Source organism: Pseudomonas sp. ES3-33, assembly GCF_000952175.1.
GTDB lineage: Bacteria > Pseudomonadota > Gammaproteobacteria > Pseudomonadales > Pseudomonadaceae > Aquipseudomonas > Aquipseudomonas gregormendelii.
The window spans coordinates 82,077-98,577 of record NZ_JZRI01000044.1 but is presented as its reverse complement, the minus strand read 5'-3'; the positions used below and the strand labels follow the sequence as shown (position 1 = coordinate 98,577).

Annotated in this window: 11 protein-coding genes and 1 pseudogene; 6 read left to right on the top strand and 6 right to left on the bottom strand. The window is 59.8% G+C overall.

Annotated features, from left to right (window positions below; translation table 11 throughout):
• Window positions 1-191 precede the first annotated feature (191 nt).
• Window positions 192-6,374 (top strand): peroxidase family protein, encoded by a 6,183-nt coding sequence (locus tag UB23_RS06070; protein WP_201777868.1) that lies wholly within the window; start codon window positions 192-194, stop codon window positions 6,372-6,374.
• 71 nt (window positions 6,375-6,445) lie between these two features.
• On the opposite strand, the gene UB23_RS06065 is transcribed toward UB23_RS06070, so the two are convergent.
• The 5 genes from UB23_RS06065 to UB23_RS06045 form a co-directional block, all read right to left on the bottom strand.
• Window positions 6,446-7,147, bottom strand: a complete 702-nt coding sequence (locus tag UB23_RS06065; protein WP_045058422.1) for a VIT1/CCC1 transporter family protein — start codon at window positions 7,145-7,147, stop codon at window positions 6,446-6,448.
• Between the two features lie 31 nt (window positions 7,148-7,178).
• The gene (locus tag UB23_RS06060) at window positions 7,179-8,156 is read right to left on the bottom strand and encodes an FAD:protein FMN transferase (protein WP_236695839.1); all 978 of its coding nucleotides are present in this window, start codon (window positions 8,154-8,156) and stop codon (window positions 7,179-7,181) included.
• On the bottom strand, window positions 8,140-10,320 hold the full coding sequence (locus tag UB23_RS06055; protein ID WP_045058421.1) for a PepSY domain-containing protein: 2,181 nt from the start codon (window positions 10,318-10,320) through the stop codon (window positions 8,140-8,142). Before UB23_RS06055 ends, UB23_RS06060 begins: the two co-directional genes overlap by 17 nt.
• A 25-nt stretch (window positions 10,321-10,345) precedes the next feature.
• On the bottom strand, window positions 10,346-10,816 hold the full coding sequence (locus UB23_RS06050) for a DUF2271 domain-containing protein (RefSeq protein ID WP_045058420.1): 471 nt from the start codon (window positions 10,814-10,816) through the stop codon (window positions 10,346-10,348).
• Between the two features lie 89 nt (window positions 10,817-10,905).
• On the bottom strand, window positions 10,906-11,226 hold the full coding sequence (locus tag UB23_RS06045; RefSeq protein ID WP_045058419.1) for a PepSY domain-containing protein: 321 nt from the start codon (window positions 11,224-11,226) through the stop codon (window positions 10,906-10,908).
• Window positions 11,227-11,358: 132 nt separating this feature from the next.
• On the opposite strand from UB23_RS06045, the gene UB23_RS06040 reads away from it, so the two are divergent.
• The gene (locus UB23_RS06040) at window positions 11,359-12,018 is read left to right on the top strand and encodes a response regulator transcription factor (protein ID WP_045058418.1); all 660 of its coding nucleotides are present in this window, start codon (window positions 11,359-11,361) and stop codon (window positions 12,016-12,018) included.
• Complete coding sequence (locus UB23_RS06035) at window positions 12,015-13,352, top strand: sensor histidine kinase (RefSeq protein WP_045058417.1); 1,338 nt, start codon at window positions 12,015-12,017, stop codon at window positions 13,350-13,352. Before UB23_RS06040 ends, UB23_RS06035 begins: the two co-directional genes overlap by 4 nt.
• A 104-nt stretch (window positions 13,353-13,456) precedes the next feature.
• Here UB23_RS06035 and UB23_RS30165 read toward each other — a convergent pair whose 3' ends face one another.
• The gene (locus UB23_RS30165; protein WP_236695838.1) at window positions 13,457-13,714 is read right to left on the bottom strand and encodes a hypothetical protein; all 258 of its coding nucleotides are present in this window, start codon (window positions 13,712-13,714) and stop codon (window positions 13,457-13,459) included.
• 277 nt (window positions 13,715-13,991) lie between these two features.
• Here UB23_RS30165 and UB23_RS30160 point away from each other — a divergent pair.
• The 3 genes and pseudogenes from UB23_RS30160 to UB23_RS06020 form a co-directional block, all read left to right on the top strand.
• A pseudogene (locus UB23_RS30160) lies at window positions 13,992-14,194 on the top strand (DNA methylase); the annotation flags it as partial.
• 23 nt (window positions 14,195-14,217) lie between these two features.
• On the top strand, window positions 14,218-14,634 hold the full coding sequence (locus UB23_RS30155) for an alpha/beta fold hydrolase (protein WP_236695837.1): 417 nt from the start codon (window positions 14,218-14,220) through the stop codon (window positions 14,632-14,634).
• 83 nt (window positions 14,635-14,717) lie between these two features.
• Entirely contained in the window at window positions 14,718-16,277 is a 1,560-nt protein-coding gene (locus tag UB23_RS06020) for a sensor domain-containing diguanylate cyclase (RefSeq protein WP_045058654.1), read from the top strand.
• The last annotated feature ends 224 nt before the right edge of the window (window positions 16,278-16,501 follow it).

Sequence of the window (16,501 nt, the reverse complement as noted above, 5' to 3'; positions counted from 1 at the left end):
CTTTTCGATTCAATTTTTCCGATCTGGATTTCATGAGGAGTCAAATTGGATTTCGTCCACTCTTCGATGCGGATGGCAATGCGATCATCGATTGGAGCGGGTCGAGTGCGATATACGATTCGCAACACCGGTTAATCTACGATCCGGGCAGCACGACCCTGAGCCAGACCCAGATTGACAGTAATCTTGCGATGTATGGCCACTCATATGCATCGGTGACGGCCTCTCAGGGCCTGCGCGATCTGTCGGGGCTGAACAACAACCTGTACCTGGTCAATGCCAGTTGGGGATCAGCCGACCAGCCCTTTCTGCAACGCATGGCGGTGGCGTTCGATCAGTACGTAAAGCCCATGGCTGGGCTTGGCAGCGACCCCAACGCGTTCTACGCCAACACGTTTACAACCAGTCCCAACACGGCCGCGGCCGACTACACCAAGCAAGGCGACAACCTCGGGACGCCGATCAACGAGGCGTCTCCCGCTCACGACGTTGTGGATTACACGCCGCGCATGATCAGTCGGTTGGTCACCACGGCAGATGTCACCTTCCAGACGGAGCCCGATAGCACTCACCTCGTCAAGGACGTCAATGGTTTCACCCAGGTTGCTGACTACGGCATGCTGGAAGCCCTCGGCCAGCAAGACGCCCAACGCGGCTATGACTTGCAGTTTGATGCCAGCGGCAATCCGGTCTGGCAACTGGATGGCAATGGCGAGCCGGTCACTGACCCGCTGACCGGCGCCAACGTTCAAGCCTATTCGTCTGTGCAAAATGATGAGTATTTCATTGGCGCACAGAACCCTGGTGTGTCACCGGTCAATGGCTGGTTCGTCCTGTTCGGCCAGTTTTTCGATCACGGCCTCGATTTCATCGGCAAGGGCGCGGACGGCACCAAGATCACGATCAACTTGTCCCCGGACGATCCGCTCTATGGCGTGATCAACCCCACCACCGGCCAGCCTGCCACCAAGATCGTGATTTCCCGCGCGGATGTGAGCGGCTTCACCGCTGAAGGAACGCCGCAATGGAACAACCACACATCGCCTTATATTGATCAGAGCCAGACCTACGGCTCCGACCAGGAAGTCACCGACCTGTTGCGAGCGTGGGTGTCCACCGATGGCGGTATCACTTACCACGCCGGCGCCCAAATGCTGGACGGCAACACGTCGGTCGCCTGGAAGAATGCGTTTGGCGAAACCACTCACGCCACGCTGCCTACGCTGAACGAGCTACGTGCGCACCTGATGCTCACCCAACGTGCTGACTTGACCTGGGAAGATGTGCTCGACCTGCGCAATCGCGATGCGGCTGGCAACGTGGAAACCGGAGCAGAGGCCGGTAACTCTGGCCAGGCGCTGATTCTTGATATGAACCCGCGCTTCGACGAGGCGCACTTCAAAAACCCGTTGAACCCCGAGGCTGCGACTGATTTCCTGGCCAATATTGCGACCCTTCGTGACGCTGCGCAGGCGTTGGGCGCCGGTTATGAGTTCGCCTATGTCGACGGTGCGGGCCCCAATGATGGACACCTGGAACTGAAACTGCCGGCCGGCGCCATGGGCCCGGGATCACCGGCGGTGACGCTGACGGGAGCCAGCGCGTTGGCGCTGTGGGTGAACTTCAGCGACTTCAGCATCAAGACATCGATGCAGGTGGGCCCTACAGTGATCGCACTCACTCCAGCAGTGCACGCCGCCGTCGGCGAGCTGCTGATGGCGGCGGTGGGCGATCACTACATTGCCGGTGACGGCCGAGTGAACGAGAACATCGGTCTGACCGCGGTACACCATGTGTGGCACGAAGAGCACAACTTCCAGGTGCGCAACATTCAGGATGCCGTTGCGGTCGAGGACTTGCGACAAGAGCGGCTCGATCAAGCGGGTACATACAACCATGACCTGCTGCATGAGTGGCAGGTCTCGGTGCTCACCCAGGCGACAGATGTCGTGGCGGCCGGTGTGAGCGTGATCGGCAATCACTACGAAGATGCCCAAGGCAATTACGTTTACGCCGGTGGTGCCATCGCCTGGGACGATACCAAACTGTTCAATGCAGCCAAAATCACGGTCGAGATGGAGTATCAGCATACGGCGGTGGACCAATTCGCCCGAACCATCACACCCAACATCGCCGAATTCGTGGGCTACAACAGCGGCGAACAAGCCGATGTGAGCCTGGACTTCTCTCAAGTGGCCTACCGCTTCGGCCACAGCACCTTGCGCGAATCAATCGACCTGATCGACCCGTCGGGAGGCATCACCGGCAGTGTGATGCGCGTTGCACTCGAGCGAGCATTCCTCACGCCTGAGCTGTTTGCGCAAAAGGGCGCGGCCGCCATCGCCCTGGGCATGACCCACCAACAGGCCAACGAGGTTGACGAATTCGTCACGCCAGCGCTGAACCAGGGCCTGCTCGGCCAGCCGCTGGACCTGGCCGCGATCAACATCGCCCGTGGCCGCGACGTTGGCATCCCCACACTCAATGAGTTCCGCGCCGCCATTGGCCTGAGCGAATACAGCAGTTGGGCCGACTTTGGCGCCAACATGATCCACCCGGACAACCTGGTGAATTTCATTGCGGCTTATTCGTTCGACGGCAACGTCGCACGCGCCGCCGCGCTGATCGGTCTGGAAAACGGCAAGATCGCCGAGGGCAGCATCGAAGCCCAAGGGTATACGTACAACCAGGCACTGGACTTCCTCAACAACACCTTCAACAGCCCCGCTGACGCAGGCAGCTATGGCGTCGACGGCTTTCAACACATCGACACCTGGTTGGGCGGTCTGGCGGAGGTGCACGTCACCGGGGGCATTCTGGGTGAAACCTTCGACACGGTGTTTGTCGACCAGATCAGCCGACTGATGAACGGCGACCGCTTTTACTACCTCTATCGACTGGACCAGTTGCAGATGGGAGAGGGCATCGTCAATGAACAGTTCAAGGACATCGTCGAGCGCAACACCGGCGCCGAGCACCTCAATGGCAGCGTTTTCGCCTATGCCGACAAGTACTACGACCTGGCGCAGAACGAGGTCGCCAATGCCAAGACCGAGCACAAGTACGCCGATGCGATCAAGGCTTACGAGGATGCTCATCCCCTCTACGCCGCCGATGGCATCACGGTGATTGGTCATCAGTCTCTTGGCATTTATTCCACTCGGGGCAATGCCACCACCAACAACGGCGACATCGTGACCGTCAATGGCGTGCAGTACATCCGTGACTTCCGTGTCGAAGACAGCGCCGCGACCTCTGGCACCACGGCGATCAATGGAGGGGTAAATCTCGACGGCACGCTGAACAGCGGTGCCGAGTCCCACGAGGTAATAGTGGCCAGCGACAGTAACGACCTGATTTACGCCTGGGGCGGTGACGATACGGTCTATGGCGAAGGCGGTAACGATATTATCTACGGCGGCAACGGTATCGACCGCCTGTACGGTGGTGATGGTAACGACCGCATCTACGGCGGCGATGGCGGCGATCTGCTGGATGGCGGCGCCGGTGACGACTACTTGAGCGGCGAACAATCCGCCACGGCAGCGGCGGGAATCGACCAGATTATTGGCGGCGAAGGCAATGACATCCTCCACAGCGGAGTGGGCATCGACAAGCTGTCGGGGGAGTCGGGAGACGACTTCCTGTTCGGCGAAGGCGATACCGATCCCTTCACCCACGGTGGCGATGGCAACGACATCCTTGACGGCGGTGCCGGTGGTGATCTGCTGTGGGGCGACGGCGGCGACGACCTGATCATCGGCGGCGACGACCAGGATGTTTCGGGCGGCCTCGATGGCGACGATATCCTGCGCCCGGGGGCCTTCTCCCAAGCCATGGGCGGTGGGCCGGACGAAGTACTGGGTGGTGACGGCAAGACCGACCTGGGCAACGATGGCAAGGGCATTGGATTCGACTTGATCGACTTCAGCGACCATGCCAAGGCCCCCCAAGGCCTTACGATCGATTTTTCGACCCAGCAGAACCCGGCGGTGGCGATCGACCTGACCACACCTTTTCCGGCGTGGGTTGGCATTGAAGGGGTCATTGCCAGCCAGAACAATGACACTGTCCTGGGCGATGCGAGCGCCAACTGGCTGATTGGCGGCAGCGGCAATGACAAGCTGGTCGGCGGCATTGGCAACGACGTGATCGTGGGTGACGGTATCCGTCTGGACAGCCTGATCGGCACGTACGCCGGTGGCTACGACAATTACCAGGATGGCGCCAGCTACCGTGCTGCCGGATTTATCGGCACTAACGGTCTGCTGGACGCGGCGGGGCCTGGCTTCGACAAGCACTTCACCGAGATGCTGAAGTCGGCCACTTTCGAGAATCTGGAACTGGGCGGTAGCCAAATCACCCGTTTGTGGCGCAATGGGGTCGCGAGTTCCAATCCTGCCGATCTCGCCGATAGCGTCACGGTCGGTGACGGTGGTACGGCGGGCCTGTCGGACATGGCGTTGTTTACGGGAAACCGGTCGGAATACACGATTCAGAGGATCAACTTTTTGACTCAATATCAGGGCCTTATCACCGCCTTCAAGATCACCGACAGCGTGGCGGGCCGCGATGGCAGCGACATTGTGGTTGGCGTGGAGAAACTGGGCTTCGCCGACCGCACGGTCAACCTGAGCATCACCAATCATCTGCCGACCGGGAATGTGGCGCTGTCGGGCTATGCCACTGCGCCGACCACGCCAAGTCGTCCGGTGCCTGCCCAATACCGGCTGACGGCCAACACCTCGGCCATCCAGGACGCCGACGGCTTGCCTGGACCAAGCGGGTTCTCCTATCAGTGGCAAGCGCTGGTGGGCGCCGCCTGGCTGAGCATAACCGGGGCCAATGCGTCGACCTTCGCACCCACCTCGGCGCAGTTCGGCCAGCAATTGCGAGTGATCACCACCTACACCGATGACAGCGGCACGGTGGAACAGCTGACGTCGGCCCCGTCGGAGGCAGTCGGGCGCTTGATCGAGGGCACCAACTTCTTCAACAACACGCTCAATGGCACCAACTTTCAGGACATCCTGATGGGCTACTCGGGCAATGACATCCTCAACGGTGGCTTGGGCTCCGACGTGCTGGACGGCGGCACGGGCAACGACACAATGCGCGGCAATACCGGCAACGACGTCTATATGGTCGATGCCAATGGCGATGTGGTTCAGGAGAACCTTAACGAAGGCAACGACACGGTCATGTCGTCGGTCAGCTACACCCTGGGCGCCAACGTCGAAAACCTGACCTTGCTGGGGTCGAACAACATCAACGGCATCGGTAACGCACTGGACAACGTTATCAATGGCAACAGCGGCAACAACCAGCTCACTGGCTTGACGGGTAACGACACGGTGTTCGGGGACGCCGGCAACGATACGCTGCTGGCCTCCTTGAACGATGGCAACGACCACTATGACGGTGGTGCGGATGTCGACACCTACGATTTGTCGGCCACATCGGCGCCAGCCACGGTCGATTTGATCGCGGGTACGTCAACCAGCACTCAGACTGGCAGCGACAGTCTGACCGGCATCGAGAACGTCACCGGCAGTTCGGGTGACGATCACATCCAGGGCGATGGCGTCAGCAACCTGTTGCAAGGCCAGGGCGGTAATGACTGGATCAACGGTGGCAGCGGCGACGATACGTTGATTGGCGGGCAAGGTGCGGACAGTCTGTTCGGTGGGCTTGGCAACGACACCTTCCGGGCGTCGGTCAATGACGGCAACGACAGCTACGACGGCGGTGGCGACACCGATACCTACGACCTGTCGGGGACCTCGGCCAACGCATCGGTCAATCTGCTCACCGGCCTTGCCAGCAGTTCGCAAACCGGCAATGACACCTTGACGGGTATCGAGAATGTGATCGGCAGCAGCGGTGCCAATATCCTGACCGGTGACGGTGGCGCTAACGTGCTGACAGGCCTGGGAGGCAATGACACGCTCGGCGGTGGCGGTGGCAACGATACTTTGTTCGGTGGAGCGAACCGGGACACCCTGACCGGTGGAGCGGGCAATGACCTGTTTGTCTTCTCGGCCATTGGGGATTCAGGCACGTCAACCCTTACCCGAGATGCAATTACCGACTTTACCCAAGGGCAAGACCTTATCGATCTGTCGCTGATGGATGCCCGGACCTCCGGCGCAGGTTCCGCCGGTAATCAGGACTTCACCTTCCTCGGCGAGTGGAACGGCACCGGCAACGAGTTCAACAACCAGGCGCAATTGAAGTACCACTTCGTCAATGTCGGCGGGGTCGATCACACCTATGTGGAGGGCAATGTGAACAGCGGCAATGGCGCCGACTTCCAGATTGATCTGGTCGGGCATGTGGCCCTCACTGCGAGCGATTTCGTCGGCGTGGTATAGGTTGGCAGCGTAAAAAGGGCGCCCCTTTTCATTAAGGGGCGCCCTTTGTTTTTTGCGGGAACGGACGTGAGCTAGACCACGGCGCCAAACAAGTGCCCCACCAGCGCCGTAATCCCCATGGCCAGCGCCCCCCAGAAGGTCACCCGCCAGGCACCGGTGATGACCTTGGCGCCGCCGGCCCTGGCGGCAATGGCGCCCAGTGTCCCGAGAAACACCAATGACATGCCCGATATCCAGGGCACCACGCTGTGCTCCGGCGCGACAAACGTCACCGCCAGGGGCAGGGCGGCACCCACCACAAAGCTGGCGGCGGAGGCCAGGGCGGCCTGTAAGGGTTTGGCGGTAAGGGTGGCGCTGATACCCAGTTCGTCCCGGGCGTGAGAGCCCAGTGCGTCATGGGCCATCAATTGATCGGCCACCTGATGCGCCAGTTCGGGTGATACGCCACGGTGCATGTAGATGTTGGCGAGCTCGATGTGTTCGGCTTTCGGGTCACTGGCGAGCTCGGCACGTTCGCGGGACAAGTCGGCGTGCTCGGTATCGGCCTGGGAGTGCACGGAGATGTACTCGCCTGCCGCCATGGACATGGCGCCGGCCATCAGCCCCGCCATGCCCGTGACCAGCAACGTGGCGTGGCTGGCGTTGGCGGCGGCGACGCCGATCAGCAGGCTGGCGGTGGAGACAATTCCGTCGTTGGCCCCAAGGACGGCGGCGCGCAGCCAGCCGATACGATCACTGCGGTGGGACTCGGTGTGTCTGTGCATGAATTTCATGGTTGAGCGCGACTCACTGTCATTAGGCGGTTCACATCGGACGGGTTTCAATCTGCGCCTGCAACTGGCCGCCGACAATGGATATTTCCTTGAATTGTTGGCCGTCGCGAAGCACGAACAACGCGTCCATCCCGCGTTCCTGAGCCAAGCGTGGGCCTTCGGTTTCACCCAGCACCATCAGCGCCGTGGCCCAGGCATCGGCGAGCATGCACGAAGCGGCCACCACGGTGACGGCGGCGAGCGGGTTGCACAGCGGCGCGCCAGTGGCCGGGTTCATGGTATGGGCATAGGCTTGACCGGCCACGTCGACCCACCGTCGGTAGTCCCCGGAGGTCGCGATCGCGGCATCGCCAAGCTCCATCACGCCCATGACTTCACGCACGCCCCGGTTAGGTTTTTCCACCGCTACGGTCCAGCACTGGCCATCGGGTTTGACGCCCCGGGCGCGCATTTCGCCGTCGATGCCGACCAGGTAGCGGGTTATGCCCAAACCTTCCAGGCAACGGGCCAGTTCATCGACGCCAAACCCTTTGGCGATGCCATTCAAGTCAAGGTGCAGCTGTGCGCGTTTACGCACCTGATGACGTAATGGGTCAATCACCAACGCTGCGCTGGCTGACAGCCGGGTGCGCGGCGGCATCGTCGCGAGCGCCTGCTCTGTGACCGTCTGCTCCCCGGGGCCGAACCCCCAGGCATCAACCAGATCACCGACCCCGATGTCGAAGGCGCCGCCGGATTGCTGACTGACACGCAGTGCCGCAGACAACACCGTTGCCAGTTCCTGGGGCACTGATACCCATTCCTGCTCGGGGGCGGTGTTGAGGCGGTTGAGGTCCGAGTCGGGTTTCCAGGTGGACATTTGCTGGTCCACCCGGGCCACGGCGCGCGCCAGGCGATGGCCAATTGCGTCGGTATCGATCCCGGCCCCGGCATAAAACAGGGCGATGTAGCGCGTGCCCATCGTTTCGCCGTTCAGGCTATAGCGTTGCAACTCAGTAAACGTCTTCACGGTAGCGTCCTTGTGCCTTGAGGGTCAGCACAGTCAGATTGAGAGGTGCCAACACTTCATCGAGGGCTTGCATCACGCCTTTGGCCATTTCGCGACTGCCACACACCAGCACCTGGGCACCTTTTTCAATCAGCCGGCGCAAGGTCAGGGCATCGCCGATCAACCGATCTTGCACATAACAGCGGTCCTGAACCTGAGAAAAGGCGGCGCGCAATGCCGTCAGGCGTCGGTCGGCCAGGTACTGATTGAGCTGCGGTTCATAGAGAAAATCCGAGTCCGGGTTGCGCCCGCCCCAATACAAGTGCATTGGGTGTCGCGCCTTGTTGTTGCGGATAAAACCGGCCAATGGACCGATGCCGGTACCGGCCCCGATCAGGATCACCGGGTGCGTGCCCGACGCCGGGCGAAATTGCGGGTTGGGCTGGATAAACGCTTCTATCTGCGCACCAATGTCCAGGCCATGAAGGAATTCCGAGCACACGCCTGCGTTGTGTTTGCGAACGCAGATTTCCAGCACGCCGTCCTGCGAACCACTGGCCAGCGAGTAGAAACGGGGGATCGGACTGCCCGGAGGCACAATCCCGACCAGGTCACCGGCCAAGAAGTCCGGCAGCGCGCCGGGTGCCTTGAAGCGCAACACGTGTGTCGGTGCGTTCACCTGTTCGCCGTAGACAATGCGCTCTGTCAACTCCAATGGATGGGTCTGTGGCCGCTGCGGGGCATGGACCAGTGTCAGGTCATGTTTGAGCACGTCGCCCAGCGCGTGGCCCCAACGTGCAAATTCCTGAGAGGATTGGCGGTTGACGGTTTCCAGCCCCAGTAACGGCAAGCCACCGGCCTGCAACATCGCGTCCTGCACCTGATGGGCGAACTGACAGAACTGCGCAAACTGGCGGTCACCAAAGCCCAGCACGGCAAAGGGCTGGCCGGGCTTGAGGCCGGTTTTGGCCAACCGCGCCAGGAACTGCGAAGCCGAGGCTGGCGCGTCGCCGTCACCGTGGGTCGCGGTGAGGATGATCACGCGTTGGGCGCTGCGGTAGTCGTTGGCGTATTGATTCATCGCCGCGCTATGCACTCGGTGTCCGGCCAGGTGCAAGGCGTCATGCAAGGTCTTGGCAAAGCCCCAGGTGCTGTTGTTTTCACTGCCCACCAGAATCACGCTGTCGGCAGAGTGGGCAGGGCTGTTGTGGCCGATGTTCGGGATCGCCTTGCGGCGGCGCCACCATAACAGGAGGCCGGTGACGCTCATCAACGGCACACAGAGGGCACAGAGCCCAAGCGGCAGGCCCAACCACCACAGGCCTTCACCGGTGTGCAGCTGATAGATCAATTCATAGAGGTTGTGCATCGAGTCGTGTGCCTGATAGGACAACAAAGCGCCGCTGGCCTGATCCACGTAGCCGTCGCCCTGGGCCGTGCGCAGGGAAAACACGTCCTTCGGGTTACCGGGGCTGGGGTAGACCAGCTCGCGCAGGTCATTCAGGTCGGTGGCCTGCAAGGCTTGCAGGTTCGCCACCGGCAAGGCCGGGCCGGCGCTGACGTGGACGGGGAAGGCGGGTTCACTCTGACTGCCGTCGGCGATAAAACCAAAAGTGGTGGCGGACATGTAAAGCCCGCTCAATGCCGACAGCAGCAGCCCGAGCAAGGCCAGTCGCCCGACTTCAGCATGCCAGCGCTGGCTGAAGGTGCCGTGCAGTGGCCGCAGCAGGTTGCGCCAGCCACCCAGGCGCCGGGCCAGCAACAGCGCGCCGGACACTGACAGCATCAGCATGAACAACGCGCCGACTCCCGACACTCCATGGCCTGGCGTGCCAAGGAACATCGAGCGGTGCAGCTCTTTCACCCAACGCGTGAACGCGGAGGGTGCATAAGGCGCGAGGCCTTCTCCGGTCAGTGGGTCAACCGTTTCAGCCCCGGCCTGACCGTTCTGGGTGTAGTAGACGATGACCGTCCCGGACGCTGTGCGCTGGATCTGCTCCACGCCCGGAAAGTGACTGGCGACACGCCCGGCCAGTTGGCCGACGTTAAGTTGCCCGGCCGCGGTGGCGGTGTTGTGCAAGCGTTCCAGCGCCGGGTCGACCGACAGGATCGCGCCGCTGATGGCCAACAGCATGACCAACAGGGCGGCGATCAGGCCGGGCAGGGAATGGGACTGGCGAAGCATGTTCAGCCTCCAGAAAGGGCAAGTGCTACAAATCGTAAGTAAAGGACTCGACATAGGTGCTGCCGGTTACCGGCTTGCCGGCGCCCTTGGACGTCAACGGCACGCCGACATCGGCGCGAGCGTCACGTTTGTCCTCGACGGCGCTGTCGATGCGGATCTGATACCCGGCATCGATCAGGGTGTCTGCCAGCTCGACGCTGACCTTGAGCGTGCTCCCGCTGCCGACACTGGCGCCGCTGACGCCGTCAAACTCGCTCCGGTTCATCCCGCTGCCACGGGCCCAGTCGCCCAGGTGCTTGTAGTACTTGGCCTTCTTGCCGGCCACCCACAGGGTTTTCTGGTACTGGCCGTTGGCGTCGGTTACGTAGATCGCCAGGTAAGCATCATTGCCGCTGTAGTCCTTGAGCTGGGTGGTCAGGGTCACTTCCCGGGCCTGGGCCAACCCCGGCAGGGCAATGGCGCCGGCGAGGCAGGTGGCTGCGATGATCTTTTTCATGAGGGTGTCCTTTTGATCGTTAGGTCGAGAGCCTGGACCTGCTTGCTGACAGCAACCTGAAGCGCAGGAAAAACTCGACAGGAGAGGCGTCATTCGGTGAGCGGGTTGCCGAGGTAATCCCTGGCATCGCCGTCGTCGCGGAAATGGATCTCGAGGGTGCGCAGGCGCAACGAGGCCGGTGAGTAGTTGGCTTCGATAACGTTGCCCTTGCGGTCCAACCCCTTGAGCTCGTAACAACCGTCGTCGACCTTGATGCGTTGCACGCTCCAGCCGTATTGCCGCTCGACCTGCTCACGCAGGTTTTCGCGCGGTTGCCAGTCGCTCACCGGGTCGCTGCAGTCGTCGGCCAAGGCGTAACCGCTGAGCATCAGGCTCAACAGCGCGGCATGGGCAATAAAACCTGATTTCATGATCTGTCTCCTGCCGAGGTCGGCGTCTGTGGCATACCCTAAGGTGCATTCCTGACAACCAGCTGAATCTTCAGATTCACGTCAGGTAGGGCGATTAAGGTGCGGCACAACAATCACCACAGGAGGTGCCAGATGCGGGTTTTATTGGTCGAGGACGCGCCAGGGTTGGGGGAAGCGGTGCGCGAGCAGATCGCCGATGACGGCCACGCCGTCGATTGGGTGCAGCGCCTGGCCCATGCGCGCAACAGCGTGCGCACCACGCCTTACGACCTGATCCTGCTGGACCTGATGCTACCGGACGGTCGCGGGCTTGATTTCTTGCGTCAGCAGCGCTCGGCAGGGGACGTGACCCCGGTGATTATCCTGACAGCCCAGGATCAGATTTCCGATCGCATCGCCGGCCTCAACGCAGGCGCCGACGACTACCTGGTCAAGCCGTTTGACTTGTTTGAGCTCTCGGCCCGTGTGGCGGCGGTGGCCCGACGTTACAGCGGCAACCCCAATCCGCAGATCAGACTCGGCGATTTACAGGTCGACATGAGCGCCCGCACCGTGCAGCGTGCCGGCACCACCGTGGACTTGACGGCCCGCGAATGGGCGCTGTTCGAAGCGTTCGTGCAGCGCCCCAGCGCGTTGTTGTCCAAGTCGCAGCTGGAAGAGCGGCTGTATGCCTTCGGTGCCGAAATCGAGAGCAATACCATCGAGGTCTACATCAGCCGGCTGCGCAAAAAACTGGGACGCGAGCTGATTGAAACCGTGCGAGGCATGGGCTACCGGTTGATGGCCGTATGAAGTCTTCTTCGAGCCTGCAAAAACGCCTCGGCCTGGGGCTGACCCTGGGCATGACCTTACTGTGGCTGGGCGCGACTGTCGGCGCCTGGCTGGTGGTGCAACATGAGTTGAACGAAGCGTTCGACAGTGCGCTGGAAGAGACCGCGCAACGCATCTTGCCGCTGGCCGTGATGGAAATCAGCAACCGGGAGGAACCCCGTGAAGCGCAGCACGTTGCGACGTTGAAAATGCACAAGGAATACCTGACGTACCTGGTGCGCGATGCCAGCGGCAAGATCCTGATGCAGTCCCACGACGCCAACCCGAAGATCTTCAATCAACAGCCGACTGAGGGGTTTACCACTTCTGAAAAATACCGCTTGTACGGCGCCAGTGCGTTGCGCGAGACGCTGTTTATCGAGATAGCCGAGCCCCTGGATCACCGCCGTGAAGCCGCGCGGGAGGCCTTGTTTGCCTTGTTGCTGCCGCTGTTGGCGCTGATTCCTGTGAGTCTATTGGGCACCTGGTTATTTGTGCGGATCAGCCTGCGCAGTGTGTTGGCGTATCGTCGTGCGGTTGAGGCGCGGGGCGTGGGTGACTTGTCGCCAATCAAGGTGGCCCGTCTGCCGGCAGAAATCGACCCGTTGGCCGAGGCGGTCAACCACCTGCTGGAGCGCATGCGCAAGGCCCTTGAAACCGAGCGCAGCTTTACCGCCAACAGCGCCCATGAACTGCGCACGCCACTGGCCGCGACCCTGGCGCAGATCCAGCGGTTACGCCACGAGGCGCCCGAAGGGCCGTTGCGAGTGCGTGCGGCGAAGATCGAAAATGCCTTGCGCGAGCTGGCACGCCTATCGGAAAAGCTCATGCAACTGGCCAAGGCCGAGGGCGGCGGGCTGTTGTCCGAAACGCCTCAGGACTTGATTCCATTGCTGGCCCATGGGGTCGACGAGTGGAGCCAGCGCGGCGGCCAAAGCATTGAGCTGCATCTGCCGGGCCAGGCCAGCGTGTACTCGAACATCGACCCTGACGCCTTTGGCATCTTGTTGCGCAACCTGATCGAGAATGCGTTGAAGTACGGCGCAACCGATCAACCGGTGGAAGTCAGCCTCACCGAACAGGCACAGCTGCGGGTAGTCAATGGCGGCCCGGCGGTACCGGAGTCGGTGTTGCAGCACCTGACTGAGCGCTTTGTGCGAGGTCACCGTGAAATCAGCGGTTCAGGACTGGGCCTCGCGATTGCCAAAACGATTGCGCAGGGGGTCAACGCGCGTATGCAATTGATCTCTCCTGCAACCGGTCGACAAGAGGGTTTCGAAGTGCGCGTCTGGTTACCGCTTGAACGAGCCCCATGAAAGACAGGACACCGTTTCCCCCTTACGATCGCGCTGATCCTCCTTGAGTGCATTCTCTTGGGGATGAATGCCCGAGGTTCTAAAAAGAACTTCGATGGCCACCGTCAGTCATGAGACTGCTCCCTTTCCTGCCCTTTGAAGTTTTTCCTGAAGCCCCGGAGATTCATTAGGAATAGACAAACCTGTAAGGCGATCAATGCAAACGCCTCTGCATAGGCTCCCCAAATCACCCACAACACGTTGCTCAAGCTGAAGCACACAAACCCGATCATCCGCCGTCCTGACCGCTGCGATCCGATTAGCCATGCGGCGAGAACGGTCACAAGCATCGCGGGCCATTGAACCCAGTCCAGATAAGCCAAAATCTCCTCCCAACACCTTTCGATGCACTAGATCGCTAAGCACCGCGTAATTTCATCGGGGCTTTGATGGTTAACTACGGTCACCGATTTCCCCAGTATGTAGCAGGGATGAAGCTGACCATTAGGATGTGTCGTGACAACCACGGATATCAATGACCAGCCCTCATGAAGCTTCAGGTTTGATTCGTTGGCCGACAACGCTTCCATGACTTGAGTAGCCTCGGTCATATGCATTTCGTAACTCTCGAACTTTTGGTGCAATCGTTAGGCGCCGAGCTATGTGCGTTACGACGAGACCACCGCGTCGCGGTTGCTAGCATTGGCAAACAAGCTCACCATTGAATACGCTGGCAGGGTGAGCAACATTGTGGAAGCGAGCCCTGAGCATCAGTCATTCGAAAACCGATTATCCGAATTTGAAGGAATCGGGCCGAAGACGATCGAGATATTTATGGGGAAGCCGCCGCAGTGCTGTTCTGAGCACCCAGAAACTGTTCACTTACATGATCGGCGTCCTTGTTCACGACTGCCATCTCAGCTACGTGCAGCAAGGGAAAACCATGGCAACGCACAAACTGACCATTAAAGACTTGCAGGTAAACGTGTCAATCTACGGTAAAGGCTCGCCGCTTTTATTGCTCAATGGCCAGGGTGGTTTGATCCGTACCTTCGACTCCCTGCGCGATGAGTTGGTGGACTTCACGACTATAACGTTGGACGTGCCCGGGGTCGGGAAATCGCAAATGCCCCGCTGGCCGATGCGTCTGCCGCGCTATGCTGACTTGGTCGCCGAGATGCTCAAGCAATTGCCAGCTCGCCGCCTTGGTCGGCTGGACAAGCCTGCTGCGGATTGTCCGTCTGCGCCAGCGCACGCTGATCCTCACCGGCGATATGCCCTAGATTTAGCGATGGTCACTTAATACGAAATTGGGGCAGCAACGCCGCTCAGGCCTGAGGTTGACCGAAGTCCCACACATATGATGCGCATTGGAATATAAGGATGATGTTGACTAAAAGGCGCAGATCTTTATTGGGTTTCATTCTCATGGCTGCCGGCTTGGTCGGTTTTTCGGCCCTGTTACTGCTTAAGTCAGAAACTCAACGCAGGGAGACGCGCTTCTCGGATTACGTGCAGAACATCTCGAGCATCGTGCGAAATAAGCTTGATACCAATGAAGCGGTATTGTCGGGGTTCTCTGCCTTTCTCCAAGCGGTCGATCAGAGCGACACGGAAGCTGCAGCCCGTTATGCGTCAGCCGTATTGTCCGCATACCCTCATATTTACATGCTTGAGGCGGCGAGGGCGGTTCCCATCTTGGAGCAGGCTGCATTTGAGACTCTGATGCGCCGCACTTGGCGTCCGGACTTTGAGCTCAAAGACTTCCCGAGTCTCACCCAGCAACCTGCCCAGCATCAGGCCTACCTCAGTGAGACTTGGCCTGTGTTGTTTATGTACCCGCCGCTTCCCGAATCCAGTTCCATCTATGGCGTTAGATTGGAAACCGTTGGGCATCTTTCCTACGCGTTGGCCCGCACTCACAATAATCCGAAGCCGGTTGTATCACCTGTCTTCTCTATGTACGAAGGAGGCAGCGCTTACATTCTCATGCAGTCCGTGAGTCGGCCCGAAAATCTAAGGGAGAGCAATCGGCCCAATTTTTTCGGAAGCACCATGGTGTCTTTGCTTTTGATCCAGACCGGCTCGCTGTTGGATGCGGTCAATGATTCGAACATAGATCCCTTGGTTCATATCAGCGCAGTCATGAAAGCCGGGGCAGGGTCTGAAAGTAACGTGTTCTCTACGAACGCCAACAATGCTGGCTTTCTTGATCGTCTGATTTTGCCGCGCCTGACTGATCGAGTCGAAATCAGAAGTACCTCGCAACCGATGACACTGCTGTTTGAGCGTCAGTTACGTTTTGCAGACGTTTTGACTGCGCAAGCGCTGATCATCCTTTCGGTTCTCGCCGCGGCTCTCTTTCTTATTCCAGGGGTACTGATTCGGCACTTCAGGGCGATAGAAAGAGCTGAGGTTGAGCACGAAAGATCCGCCTATCTTGCGACCCATGACGTACTCACCGAACTGCCAAACCGCTACCTATTTGCTGATCGTTTTCAGCAAGCCTTCTCCGATTGGAAAGAGCGGGCGGAACCGTTTGCGGTGCTGTTGATCGATCTGGATCATTTCAAACAGATAAATGATCAGCACGGTCATGAGATCGGTGATCAGGTTCTTCAAGCGGTCGCAAGTCGCATGCTTCAGGCCACTCGCTCGACTGATACGGTCGCCCGCTACGGAGGAGATGAGTTCGTGATTCTGATTAAGGATTTATCCAACCCCGGAAGTGCTGAAACTAGAGCAGCGAGGGTGCTCGACTCCATTGCGGGTACAGTCGTGACAAGCGTTGGGGAGCTTTCCCTTTCTTGCTCTATCGGCGTCTCAATTTGCCCGTTGCATGGACAGAGCCTCGACGCATTGCTCAAGGCAGCGGATCAAGCTATGTACGGGGTAAAACAGCTAGGGCGCAAAGGTATTGCGATCACTGAATACCCAGAACCTTGAGATATTTATGATCACCAAGTCATTTCACAACACCGCTTGTCGCACGGTCTCGGTCATCGTGGGGTTATGGAATGCGGTTGCGACTTCTCGTTCGAATGGTGATGAGACGATAGAGGCGGGGGGGGGCGTAAAGTGGTCAGCGAGTGCCCGTGCTTAGAGCTGGCCTTTTTCGATCAATGGTATTGAGTCTGGCGCTTTAGTGGGAAGGCCCGCATTTGCGGCGT

Coding starts and splice junctions, on each gene's coding strand:
- UB23_RS06070 (WP_201777868.1), top strand. CDS start 192: ATGTATGGCCACTCATATGCATCGGTGACGGCCTCTCAGGGCCTGCGC.
- UB23_RS06065 (WP_045058422.1), bottom strand. CDS start 7,147: ATGAAATTCATGCACAGACACACCGAGTCCCACCGCAGTGATCGTATC.
- UB23_RS06055 (WP_045058421.1), bottom strand. CDS start 10,320: ATGCTTCGCCAGTCCCATTCCCTGCCCGGCCTGATCGCCGCCCTGTTG.
- UB23_RS06050 (WP_045058420.1), bottom strand. CDS start 10,816: ATGAAAAAGATCATCGCAGCCACCTGCCTCGCCGGCGCCATTGCCCTG.
- UB23_RS06045 (WP_045058419.1), bottom strand. CDS start 11,226: ATGAAATCAGGTTTTATTGCCCATGCCGCGCTGTTGAGCCTGATGCTC.
- UB23_RS06040 (WP_045058418.1), top strand. CDS start 11,359: ATGCGGGTTTTATTGGTCGAGGACGCGCCAGGGTTGGGGGAAGCGGTG.
- UB23_RS06035 (WP_045058417.1), top strand. CDS start 12,015: ATGAAGTCTTCTTCGAGCCTGCAAAAACGCCTCGGCCTGGGGCTGACC.
- UB23_RS30155 (WP_236695837.1), top strand. CDS start 14,218: ATGATCGGCGTCCTTGTTCACGACTGCCATCTCAGCTACGTGCAGCAA.
- UB23_RS06020 (WP_045058654.1), top strand. CDS start 14,718: ATGTTGACTAAAAGGCGCAGATCTTTATTGGGTTTCATTCTCATGGCT.